This is a genomic window from Alteromonas sp. DYW1 (genome assembly GCF_059752595.1).
Window position 1 is genome coordinate 1,652,064 of record NZ_CM186038.1, and the last position, 12,381, is coordinate 1,664,444.

Here is a 12,381-nt window from a genome sequence, read left to right on the forward strand (position 1 = left end):
CCTCTGACTTTATGAAATTTCTGCTTAGCGCACTATTAGTAGCAACGGGTGTTGTCTTGTTGGCGGCGTCAGATAGTTTCGATGGCGCTCGAATAAACATTGGGGACCGCACAACGAGCACCCTCGTGCAATATAAGCGGCTGTACCAAAACGTTGATGATGAAATGGCAGGGCTGCGCGCAATGGCGGTGCGCGATGGTGATGATTATTGGCTGCAGCAATTAGCTGCGCGCAACGATTCCTACTCAATGTTGATTTTAGCAGCACAAAACGCGGATCCTGCAGAGCGGAAGAAGTGGCTGTCGCGCGCAGCTAAATTAGGTTCTGCTGAGGCACAATTTCAACTCGCCTTAGAAGTTACAGATAGCGATCAGCGGATTTCTTTGCTGACAGAAAGCGCTAATCAAGCATTCCTGCCTGCACAGCATGCACTGGCTAATTGGTATTTATTGCAGGAGGATGTTAAGCAAGCCGTTCCTTGGTTGTATAAAACTGCACCACATTATTCTGATGACGCGCTTTCTCTTGCCCACATGCTGTGGCAGCAGGGTAAACGTGAGCAGGCCACTGACTGGTTTCAACATGCTGCAAGAAATGAGAATACGTTGGCACAGCGTTATGTCGATGCGTTGGAGAGGGGTGAAGCAACATTGGCGAAGATTGCCACAAGTCCTATCTCTTTTCGTAACTTGCAAGTCACAACACACCGTCAAGAAACGTTCTGTAGTATGCAAATTTTACCGCTAGCCCTAAGTTTAAGTAATTTTGTCCAGGCCCAACAGATGGTGGAAAAACTGTTTGCAGACGAGCGGCTGCGGCGCTTACCCCTTTGTGTATCCGAACCGGCTTGGGTGTCTGAGCAAGAAATACCATGCTCGTTTCAAGATAGTGCAGGGCGCTCTCGAATGGTTTGTCGAATGCAGCAATTAGCGGGGGTGTTAAAGCAGTCTTCTACTACCCACGTGATAGTGTTTACACCGTCTGCGCGTGCTTATGTAGATGCCGGTATCATGTACCTTGATAGTAATGATACCTATTCAGTACTGGTGCATGAATTGGCCCACTTTGCTGGATTTGCAGATGAGTATCCCATGTCAGAGCACATTGCCGATGTGCATTGCACACGCCAAACAGCGCCGAATCTCTTGTTCTCTGGTGAATTAACCTATCAACCAATCGCACGAGCAGATTCGTGGCAAACCATCATTGGATCAACTGCAGACAAACAATTGGGTATTTTTCCGGCTCGTACCTGTGATAATACTGGCGTTAAAGCCTATAAATTAACTGCTGCTCGCACCTTCATGGAGTTTCATGATAGTGAACATATCCCAGATATTTATTTACAGCTATGGGAAGATCAGTTGTTGCAACGCAAGCATTGGTATCCAGTAGCGATTAATATAGCGCGCGAATATCAGCAGTCTGGGCAAGTCTCTGAGGCCAGTGTATGGTTTACTCTGGCTGAGCAACAAGCACAATCATCGCTCGCTGTACCCGGAGTAACTGCGCTATAAGCGTTGTCTTAAGACTAACGCTGTGCGTTGGAGTATTGGTCTCTAAATTGATCGACCCACATAGCAGTAGCCCCGCATATCGCTACCGGCATGACTAAAAAGTTGAGGATCGGCACCATGGAAGTGACACTTACCATCATACCAAAAGAAAGGCTGCGGCTACGTTGTTGCAGTAGTGTGGATTTCATTTCGCTAAAGCCAATTTTATGATTATCAAACGGGTAATCACAGTACTGAATCGCCATCATCCAGGCAGAAAAAAGAAACCAAATCACTTGCCCAAACACCGGAATGATTAGGAATAACAAGAAAAATCCAATCGCACGTGGGAGATAGTACATGAGTTTTGCGAATTCTCGACCCAGCGTGCGCGGAATATCCTTAATGATCGAGAGTAAACCCTCGTCACCTAGCGCTTGACCGGTAAGATGTCGTTCTACTTTTTCGGCGAGCAAACCATTAAATGGCGCAGCGATCCAGTTAGCAAGAGTACCAAAGATAAGAGCGAAAACTAGCAGTACGCTGATGACGGCTAAGGGCCATAAAATATACGCTAATGCTTCTTTTAACCAACCTAACCAATCAGGGATTAATCCGACTAACCAGGTAATACTGCTGCCGATTTCAGCAAACAAAAAATAGAAAGCGGTAATGAAGAGGATGAGGTTGATTGCCAAGGGCACCAAAACAAACCGTTTCAGGCCTTTGGTTTGGATCAAAGAAAATCCACTCATGAAATAGCTCATACCACTGATATTTTGTGTTTGACTGTGCATATCACCTCAAATTTTTGCTTTTGAACGATTAACTGATTGTGCAACCGTCTATGTTCAGAGAGTTGCTTTAAGCACGCTGTTCTAAAGTGTAGCGAGAATTAACTTCGGGTGAAATGGTGAATTGTTACAAGCCGTTAGTTTTGTTACATTCGAACGTAGTTTATTACTTTTTTTCTAGCATTCGCCGTATTGGCATGAGAAACCCGTTACCATGCGCCTAAAACGAATAAAGCTCGCAGGCTTTAAGTCATTTGTTGATGCGACGACTATTCCTTTTCCTGGAGAGATGACCGCTATTGTTGGTCCTAATGGCTGCGGCAAGTCAAACGTGATTGATGCGGTGCGTTGGGTGCTGGGCGAAAGTTCAGCAAAGAATCTGCGCGGCGATGCAATGACGGACGTTATTTTTAATGGTAGCACCGCACGCAAGCCAGTGTCTCAGTGTAGTGTTGAGTTGGTCTTTGATAATACTGGTAACCGGTTGCAAGGTGAGTTTGCCAAATACAATGAATTATCGGTTAAACGCATTGTTACGCGCGATGCGGTTTCGACCTATTTGCTTAATGGGACTAAATGCCGTCGTCGTGATGTAACTGATATTTTTCTAGGCACCGGTTTAGGACCGCGCAGTTACGCGATTATCGAGCAGGGTATGATTTCGCGGTTGATAGAATCCAAACCGCAAGAGCTACGCGTATTCATTGAAGAAGCAGCGGGAATTTCTAAATACAAAGAACGTCGTAGAGAAACTGAAAACCGCATCCGTCATACTCGAGAAAACCTCGAGCGCCTGGCTGATGTGCGGAGCGAATTAGCCACGCAGTTAGATAAATTACAACGCCAAGCGGCGGCGGCTAAACGATATAAAGAGCTAAAGCAACGTGAGCGAGAGCTTAAGGCACAATTAGCAGCTATGCGTTGGTTAGGGTATAGCGAAAAAGTCAGTGAGTTGCAGCAACAAATTGACGAAGGTGAAAACCAAATAGAATCGCTGATTGCTGAACAACGCGGTGATGAGCGTAAACTGATTGAACAACGGCAAATTCAGTTTGAGTTAAAGCAATCGTTGGATGCATTGCAGAAACAGTTGTACGATGTCAGCACCGAAATTGCTCGCTTAGAGCAAAACCAAAAGTACACCACCCAACGTACTGAACAAATCAACAACGAATTAGCTACGTTAGGTGTCAAGCAAGCCGCTTTAAGCGAGCAGGTCGATGAGCTCTCGTCGGGAGTAGAAGAATTAATCGAGCAAGATTATGGGCTGCAACCAGAGAGAGAACTTTGTCAGCAACAACTTGCCCTAGCTACTGACTCGCGTGACGAGGCAGAGCAGACACTCGCCGAGCTAAATCAGAGGTTTCGACAACAAGAGAGTGAGTATCTGCAACTAAAACAACAAAGCCAGAGTTGTCATAGCCAGATCCAGTCGACCATGAGTATGCAGTTGCGTACCCAACAGCGCTTAACTGAGATAGAAAGCGAACTCGAACAATTATCCCACGACCAAGTCATAGCGCAGATCGAGAGCCTGCAAGAGCAGCTACTAATCAGTGAGCAGCAACATGAAGAAGCCCAACAGCAGGAACGCGTGCTGCAGGATAAACTATCCACGCAAGTAGATGTGTGCACGCAATATCAAGCACATTTTGATGACTTACGTCAGGGGCAGCAGCGCATCGATGCTGAGCGTCACGCCTTACAAAACCTGCTTAGGGACGAGTTACCAGAGCTTGATAGCGAGCACTTGGCACTGACCAGTTTGTGGCAAGTATTGAACGTCGTCGCGGGGCAGGAGGCGTTTGTCGATACTGCGTTAAAGTCATTGCAGTCTGCTTGTGTACTTGATGATCCTGCTGACCTGCAACCAAACTGGCTCGAGTCAGGGCAGTTGACAGTATTACTCACCGCGCATTGGACGGACGAGAAACGTCCAGACTCAATTGCAGCATTATTTGAGAATGAGCGCGTACCGCGGGCGTTTAACTCAATATTGTTGGCGGAGAGCCGAGAGCAAGCTGATGCGCGGGCCGCGACACTAACTGAGCATGAGTGGCTGGTGACTGCAGATGGATATTGGCGCTCGACTGATACGCTAAAAGTTACCCAACATGTGCAGCAGGGCAGTGCGAGTCGAAGGGCCAAATTAGATAATCTAACGCAAGAGCTAAGTGAAATTACCAGTGCCTGTGAGCATGCAGAACAAGAGTTAGTTGCCGCACAGCAGGACCGTGCGCAATTGCAAGCCGCTCTTGGCGAAGCGAATCATGCTGTACGTCAGGCCGGGCTTGCTCAGCAGCAACTGCAAAATCAACTCGGCATGCTGGAACTGCAAGCTGAACAAGTGGCCGCGCGGCAACGCAAGTTAACGGATGATCGAGAACAACAGCAGCAGTTGCTGGCGAAAGAGCAATTGCAACTTGAGGAGTTATCTGCGCGCGTTGAAAACATTGAAGAACGTTTGTTAGATTTTGAGTCAATCCAGTTGCGCGCTGATGAAAGTCGGGAGCGCGCAGAGCTCGCAGTGCAGGATGCGCGCATCCAAGTGGAACAATTAACTCAGCAAAGGCATCAGCTGGATATGCAGGCGCAACAGTTACAGGGACAGTTGGACAGCCAAAAACAGCAATTACAAACCGCTCAACAGCAGTTGCAAGAAGTCAGTGAACGCTACATTGAACTACAACAGGAGTTGGAGCAACTGCAGCAGCCGGATGAAAATATTGGTGACAAAATCGCAGAGTTACTGCAGCAACGAGAAAGCCTCACTGAGGAGCAACGCACGAAAGGCGAGCAACTAGCCCAAGTCGATATGTTGATCAACGATGCCATGCGAGATTCACAAGGGATCAATGAAAGGATTACACAGCGCCGAGCACAACTGGAGAGTTTGCGACTTGAATCACAGGGCTATCAGGTCAGAGCCTCAGGGGTTTTAGAACAGCTTGCCGATACCCAGCAAAACCTTAAACAGACCCTTGAAAACCTGCCCGAAGATGCAGTAGAGGCTACGTGGCAGAGTGAGTTGGAGAAAACTCAAGCTAGCATTAGTCGTCTAGGGGCAGTTAACTTAGCAGCAGTGGAAGAGTTTGAAGTGCAAGGTGAACGTAAACTTCACTTAGATACTCAGTTTGACGATTTACAGGCGGCTTTAGACACTCTTGAAGATGCGATCCGAAAAATTGATAGGGAAACTAAATCGCGCTTTAAACTGACTTACGATCAAGTGAACGATGACCTAAAAAAGCTATTCCCTAAAGTGTTTGGTGGCGGAAGTGCCTATCTCGAATTAACCGGTGATGATTTACTCGAAACCGGCGTAACGATAATGGCGCGGCCACCGGGCAAGAAAAATAGCACCATTCATCTCCTCAGTGGTGGAGAAAAAGCGTTAACCGCATTATCATTAGTGTTTGCGATTTTTAGATTGAATCCTGCACCGTTCTGTCTACTCGATGAAGTAGATGCACCGCTCGATGACGCCAATGTTGCGCGTTTTTGTCGATTGGTTTCTGAGATGTCAAAGACGGTACAGTTTATTTACATCACCCATAATAAAATCGCGATGGAAATGGCTGAACATCTCACCGGAGTGACCATGGCTGAGCCTGGTGTGTCGCGGATGGTGGCGGTGGATGTGGAAGAGGCTGTAGCTATCGCAAATGCATAATAAAGGGCGAGTGTCTCGATGGAAGACTTACGATTTGCGCTATTAATAGTTGGTGGTTGTGCAATTTTAGCCATTCTGGCTCATGGCCTATGGAGTTTGCGCAAGGGCAATGCAAAACCTGCCGTTAAGCCACGTGTGGAGCCGACCGAATCGCGTGAGCGGGTAGAAGGTTTCGATGAATTCGGGTTAGGCGAAGTGCGTGTAGTTAGCCAAAGCAAGAGTTCTCGGTCTAATCCACCGGAGCAGACTGCAGAGGTTGAGCATGAGCCTATCGTCGATGCGGATATTCAGGCGGGCTTGCCCACAACGGAAGACGACTCGGTAACGGAAAACCCCTTAACGGCGAGCCCTGCAGAGCCAGACATTCCATCATTGGATGACTTGCATGAACTGCCGAGCGTTGCTGGATCCACAACTACGCAAGCGGCGGAAACTACCGAACCGGTAGAAAAGCCGAAGAAATTGTATGCGTCGGTCGTGTCTAATCCGAAGCCAACGATGTTAAAGAATGATGAGCGGAACGATGCTTCTGTGGCGCCGCTTACGACAAAACCGATCCCAGAACCGCCGTCATTTTTATTGCAGGAAGACGACGTAAGCGTTAACACTGACGCTGACAATCCGCCTCCCGCAACATCTTCGCAAGCAGCGGCAACGCCAAACGACACTGAAGTTGAAACTTTTAGCCTCGATCAAACGCCCACGGATCCCCATTTGAATCTTACTTCTGAAGATCTCGATGCACCCGTACCTGTTGTTGAAGACGTAAAACGGGCAACACCTAAACGTCGCACGAAGTCAATGTTTCGTAAGCGTATTGAGCCCACCTTAGGTGAAGATCAAATGCGTATGTCGTTTGATGAAGAACAAACGGTAGAAACTAATATAACCGCTGAGGAGAATACTTCTCCAGCACCGGAGCAAGAAGTGTTGGTGTTAAATGTACGAGCGCCGCAGGGTGAGGAGATACCCGGTGCTGCGTTATTACCGATGTTGCTTACGCTTGGGTTTAAGTTTGGCGATCAGGACATTTTCCATCGTCATGTGAATAGTAATGGGAAAGGGCCGGTGTTGTTTAGTTTGGCCAATATGTTTAAACCTGGGATCTTCGATATTGATAATTTGGAAAACTTTACTACCCAAGGTGTGTCACTGTTTATGATTTTGCCAATTGAGGGCGATCCGCATCAGGTGTTTAACATGATGCACAATGCCGCGCGAAAGCTAGCAGATGAGTTTTCGGGCCAAATACTGGATGGTCGCCGCAGCGTGCTTACCAAACAGGGCTTGCAACAATATGTTGAGAAAATTCGTGATTTTGAACGTCGCCGTATGATCGCAAGAAGCTAAAGCTACCATGACCACCACAGACAATCAGCTGCAGCGTCACGTTGCGACGTTGCGAGCGCAATTAAACGATTACAACTATTACTATTACGTAAAAGACGATCCTAAAGTGCCAGATGCTGAGTACGATCGGTTATTTCAGGAATTACGCGCATTAGAACAGGCGAACCCTGAACTATTGACGCCAGATTCACCAACCCAACGCGTGGGTGGTGCGCCGTTAGCGGCCTTTACCCAAGTGGAACATGAGATGCCCATGTTGTCGTTGGATAATGCCTTTGATGATGATGAATTAATGGCATTTTCCAAGCGCATAAACGATCGTTTGGGGCAAACTCAAGCGTTAATTTTCACCTGTGAACCTAAATTGGATGGTCTTGCGGTTAGTTTGACCTATCAAGACGGTGTTTTGGTGCAAGCAGCAACGCGAGGTGATGGTCGAATCGGCGAGGATATTACCCAGAATGTGCGCACGATTAATAATATTCCTTTGCAATTACGCGGTACTGATTTTCCGGCTCGTTTGGAAGTGCGTGGTGAAGTATTTATGCCTAAAGCGGGGTTTGAACGTTTGAATCAAACGCAGAAAACCACCGGTGGTAAAGTTTTTGCCAATCCAAGAAATGCTGCAGCGGGTAGTTTGCGACAACTTGATTCACGCATCACTGCTAAACGTCCATTGCAGTTTTACGCTTATTCAATTGGGATCAGTCGTGATGAAATTACGCCATTGGCACCGTCCCATTATGCGCGTTTACAACAGCTTGCTGAATGGGGATTGCCGATAAATGGCTTAACTGAGCAAGTTGTTGATGCGCAAGGATGTATCGATTATTACCAACGTTTAGCCAACCGACGTGATGATTTGGATTATGAAATCGATGGGATCGTCTACAAGGTCGATGATATTGCCCTGCAACAGTCACTAGGTTTTGTCTCGCGCGCACCGCGCTGGGCGATCGCGCGCAAGTTTCCGGCCCAAGAAGCCGTCACCGAGTTATTAGATGTCGAGTTTCAAGTCGGTAGAACTGGCGCAATTACACCCGTGGCTCGTCTGGCACCCATATTTGTCGGTGGGGTAACGGTCTCAAATGCCACACTCCATAACGCGGATGAGATCGCGCGTTTAAATGTGAAAATTGGTGACCAGGTAGTCGTGCGACGCGCAGGTGATGTTATCCCTCAAGTGGTCTCTGTCGTATTAGACCGACGACCTGAAAACGTCAAAGATGTTGAATTTCCGGCGCAATGTCCGATTTGTCAGTCACACATTGAGAAAGTCGAAGGAGAAGCTGTGGCGCGTTGTTCCGGAGGACTATTTTGTGCAGCTCAACGTAAAGAAGCATTGAAACATTTTGCGTCGCGTAAGGCTTTTGACATTGATGGTTTAGGCGATAAATTAGTTGAACAATTAGTCGACGCGGGCAAGGTAAAAACGCCAGCGGATTTCTTTCAATTAACCGTTGCTGAGTTGATTGGACTAGAACGAATGGCAGAAAAGTCAGCCAGCAATTTGGTAAACGCCATCGATAAAGCCAAGCAAACCACGTTTGCCCGGTTCCTTTATGCACTTGGGATCCGTGAGGTCGGTGAGGCAACCGCGAGTAATTTAGCTGAGCACTTTGGTGATTGGGAAAGCATTCGGGATGCGACGGTTGAACAACTTATCGCAGTGGAAGATATTGGCCCAATAGTTGCGCAGCATATCGCCCACTTTTTTGCTGAAGCGCATAACATCGCTGTGATCCAAGAATTATTGACATCCGGTGTGCATTGGCCAGAACCACAAATACGCGACCAAGCTGATCTGCCATTGGTGGATAAAACCTGTGTGATAACAGGGACTCTCGCGGCGATGAGCCGTGATGCAGCAAAACAAAGGCTTATGGCGTTGGGCGCGAAGGTTGCTGGCAGCGTATCAAGTAAAACGGACTTCTTAGTTGCAGGCGAAAAAGCTGGCTCTAAGTTAGCAAAAGCGGAGACGTTGGGTGTCAGTGTGTGGGACGAAGAAAAATTATTGCAATTTTTGCAAGCGCATGAATAAACCGTGTGTTTAACGTGCAGCGGCGTCTTTGCGGCGCTGTTGCCTCGCTTGCCATGATTTAACCACAGACCAACGCCACAGCGCATTCAAGCCGTAATAACCTGCGATCCCGCCCAGTATAGAGCAGATCGCACAACCCAGAAGAAACGCCGGACCTATAGTTGAAAGACTATTAGTGACCCACTCCCAACTCAGTTCAAACGCAAAGGTATCCATTTCCGTCCCAAGTACAGTACTGCCGAGTTTATAGGCAGCGTAAAATATTGGCGGCATGGTGAAGGGGTTTGTGATCCAAACCGTAGCAATGGATAACGGTAGGTTCACTCGCAATGGAATTGCTGCTGCGGCGGCAAGCCACATTTGAAAGGGAACTGGCCAAAAGGCGAAAAACAGCCCTATCGCAAACGCACCCGCCGCGCTGCGGCGATTCAAGTGCCAAAGGTTAGGGTCATGCAGCAGTTTCCCGAAAACCGCAATATAGCGATTTTCTACCACAGCTTTGTGGTCCGGTAACAAACGGCGAATAAACTTTTTAGGCATGGCAAGGCAGCCATTGTAAAAGCATGGAAACAGCGACAAAAGATGGGCAGGAATGTTGGCCAATATCGCGCTTACAGGCGCTGCTCTTTGGGTTCATTAGTGTATATGTCACTTCTTTACTATGGACGCAGTTACCCAACCTAAGGGGTGTTATCCTTGTCACCGTTGGATGCCTGTCGCTAGCACTATGCACGCGATTATATCGAAAAACACGACTTTTCCTATGCTTAATTGGCGCATTAGTAGGGCTTTTTTGGGCTTCAGTTATAAGCCATTGGTATACAACTTGGCAACGTGAGGGCATTGATTTTCAGCAGACGGTGGTTATTTCAGGACGAGTGACCCAAATCCGTTCGTTTACTGACCGGGTTGCACTTAGTCTAACGGTTTACACACTCAACGATGTTAACTTTATGCTGCCACGGAAAATGCGGTTGAATTGGTACGTGGCTGCTCCTAGTGTCAATATTGGTGATCAGTTGCAACTGCGGGCAATACTCAAACCGCCACATGGTTTGGCGAATCCATCGGGATTTGATCATGCGCGTTGGCTACTCGCCCAAAACATTGCTGCAACGGGTTACGTCAATACGCATTATGCCGTTAGTATACGGCCATCAAAATTGTCCTTTCGAACGCAACTTCGTGATCGTTTAGCCGCGCTTAATTTGCTCAATAATGCCTGGGTTTTGGCCTTAGCTATGGGCGACCGAGAAGATTTAGAGCCAAGTGATTGGCAACTGTTGCAAGACACTGGAGTGGCTCATTTATTTGCTATTTCGGGATTACATTTGGGCATCATCGCTGGCTTCTGCTTTCTTTTCTGGCGCTGTTTTCTGGCAATGTTGGCCTTGACAATGCACTCTCAGAGAATGCTGAAAAGGATCGGTTGCATTCCTCTTCAGCCCATAGGTTACATGGTTTGCGCGGTCACTTGCTTTGGTTACGCGTACCTTTCCGGGTGGCAGTTACCAGTGCAGCGCGCCTACCTCGCGCTTGCTGTAACACTAATCTTTGCTAGTTACCGTTGGCGTATTCATGCCGTGAGTATTGTGATGCTTGTATTGGGATTAATTCTGGTTTTTTCGCCGTACAGTATTTACTCCTCGTCGCTCTGGTTAAGCTTTGTTGCGGTAGTGGCAGTGTTACTGTTGCATTGGCGCTATCATCCGTGGGGGCATAATTGGCGTAGTCGCTTATTGGTTTTGTTGAAGCTTCAAGTCATGCTGACTTTATTAAGCTTGCCGTTAGTTGTGACCTATTTTCATACCTTGTCGATTATCACAATAGTAGCAAACCTGCTGTTTGTGCCTTGGGTTTCCTTTGTGCTGTTACCTGTGAGTTTAATGGCTTTATTGGTGTTTATACTGGCGCCTGACTGGGGGACGGTATTATTTGTCGCAGTCGATCAGTTGTTTGCTGTTAGCTTAACTGTTTTAAAACAGCTTCATGCTTTGCCATTTGCGGCAATTAAAGACGTTTATTGGTCGCCATTAATTATTTTAAGCCTGGGGTTGGCTGTATTCATATGGGTACTGCCCACCTTCACTTGGCAACGCAGGCTGAGCGGTTTGCTATGCCTGCCGTTGTTGCTCCATCTGTCCGGAATACGTGCAGATAATCAACATTGGTATGTGCACGTATTTGATGTAGGTCAGGGCACCGCAATAGCGGTGTCGCAGGGCAAACGGGTTATGCTTTACGATACGGGCCCGGCATTTGCTTCCGGGCTTACCGCTGCACAACACGTTATTTTGCCGTTTTTTGCGGCGCAGGGCTGGACAGAAATCGATCATTTGATCATCAGTCATTTTGATATTGACCATGCCGGTGGACGCGCGATTGTTGAAGATGAACTGACCGTCAACGATTACATTGAGCCAACGAACTGTGCTGGTAAAAGTGCGCAGCAGTGGGGCAAACTTACCCTGACGTTTTTATGGCCTCTTCGCGCTGAACGTCAGCAATCGCAGCTATCAGATAATGCACAATCCTGTGTGGTTAAAATCAGTGATGGGCAGCACAGTATTTTATTACCCGGAGATATTGATCGATGGGTAGAAACTGAATTGGTCAAACGTGCAGCAGCAGTCTCTAATCAGTTCACAAACCTCAATGCAAACATATTGATTGCTCCGCATCATGGCAGTAACACCAGTTCCACTTATGCGTTTATTGGCGCCGTGGATCCAGACCATGTGGTTTACACTACGGGTTACCTCAATCGCTGGAAATTTCCGCACCGCCGAGTCGAGCAGCGCTATAAAAATATGGCTGTAACGGCATGGAATACTGGATCTTCCGGTTACCATAAGATCACCATTCCGTTTTGTAATGGCCGTGGCTCAGCTCGCCAAGATGCGCAGAATGATTGCCCAAACTCAGTCACAATCGCTAGCTATAATCACACACTGAAGCCACGCTGGTATCGGCATCGCGACTAAAAGCTGGGGTTTCTGAGAAAATCTGAGTACAATCAACAGCATC

The 12,381-nt window shown here is 47.5% G+C and carries 7 protein-coding genes; 5 read left to right on the top strand and 2 right to left on the bottom strand.

Annotation, left to right across the window (positions count from 1 at the left end; genetic code table 11):
- Positions 1-11: 11 nt before the first annotated feature.
- Positions 12-1,517 carry an SEL1-like repeat protein gene (locus AC121Z_RS07360; protein WP_498127767.1) on the top strand — a complete coding sequence of 502 codons (1,506 nt, stop codon included), beginning with the start codon at positions 12-14 and terminating at the stop codon, positions 1,515-1,517.
- 14 nt (positions 1,518-1,531) lie between these two features.
- Here the strand turns inward: AC121Z_RS07360 and cysZ are convergent, their stop codons facing one another.
- Positions 1,532-2,263 carry a sulfate transporter CysZ gene (cysZ, locus tag AC121Z_RS07365; RefSeq protein WP_498128179.1) on the bottom strand — a complete coding sequence of 244 codons (732 nt, stop codon included), beginning with the start codon at positions 2,261-2,263 and terminating at the stop codon, positions 1,532-1,534.
- Between the two features lie 241 nt (positions 2,264-2,504).
- On the opposite strand from cysZ, the gene smc reads away from it, so the two are divergent.
- The 3 genes from smc to ligA are packed head-to-tail and all read left to right on the top strand — an operon-like array spanning position 2,505 to position 9,354.
- Positions 2,505-5,963: a chromosome segregation protein SMC gene (smc, locus tag AC121Z_RS07370; RefSeq protein ID WP_498127768.1), complete on the top strand. Its 3,459-nt coding sequence runs from the start codon at positions 2,505-2,507 to the stop codon at positions 5,961-5,963.
- A gap of 18 nt (positions 5,964-5,981) precedes the next feature.
- Entirely contained in the window at positions 5,982-7,313 is a 1,332-nt protein-coding gene (zipA, locus tag AC121Z_RS07375) for a cell division protein ZipA (RefSeq protein ID WP_498127769.1), read from the top strand.
- Positions 7,314-7,320: 7 nt separating this feature from the next.
- Complete coding sequence (ligA, locus tag AC121Z_RS07380) at positions 7,321-9,354, top strand: NAD-dependent DNA ligase LigA (protein ID WP_498127770.1); 2,034 nt, start codon at positions 7,321-7,323, stop codon at positions 9,352-9,354.
- A gap of 9 nt (positions 9,355-9,363) precedes the next feature.
- On the opposite strand, the gene AC121Z_RS07385 is transcribed toward ligA, so the two are convergent.
- Positions 9,364-9,894: a DUF2062 domain-containing protein gene (locus AC121Z_RS07385; RefSeq protein WP_498127772.1), complete on the bottom strand. Its 531-nt coding sequence runs from the start codon at positions 9,892-9,894 to the stop codon at positions 9,364-9,366.
- 23 nt (positions 9,895-9,917) lie between these two features.
- Here AC121Z_RS07385 and AC121Z_RS07390 point away from each other — a divergent pair, with 23 nt between their 5' ends.
- A complete protein-coding gene (locus AC121Z_RS07390; RefSeq protein WP_498127773.1) occupies positions 9,918-12,338 on the top strand; it encodes a DNA internalization-related competence protein ComEC/Rec2 in 2,421 nt (806 codons plus the stop codon).
- The last annotated feature ends 43 nt before the right edge of the window (positions 12,339-12,381 follow it).

Coding starts and splice junctions, on each gene's coding strand:
- AC121Z_RS07360 (WP_498127767.1), top strand. CDS start 12: ATGAAATTTCTGCTTAGCGCACTATTAGTAGCAACGGGTGTTGTCTTG.
- AC121Z_RS07390 (WP_498127773.1), top strand. CDS start 9,918: ATGGAAACAGCGACAAAAGATGGGCAGGAATGTTGGCCAATATCGCGC.
- cysZ (WP_498128179.1), bottom strand. CDS start 2,263: ATGAGCTATTTCATGAGTGGATTTTCTTTGATCCAAACCAAAGGCCTG.
- AC121Z_RS07385 (WP_498127772.1), bottom strand. CDS start 9,894: ATGCCTAAAAAGTTTATTCGCCGTTTGTTACCGGACCACAAAGCTGTG.
- zipA (WP_498127769.1), top strand. CDS start 5,982: ATGGAAGACTTACGATTTGCGCTATTAATAGTTGGTGGTTGTGCAATT.
- ligA (WP_498127770.1), top strand. CDS start 7,321: ATGACCACCACAGACAATCAGCTGCAGCGTCACGTTGCGACGTTGCGA.
- smc (WP_498127768.1), top strand. CDS start 2,505: ATGCGCCTAAAACGAATAAAGCTCGCAGGCTTTAAGTCATTTGTTGAT.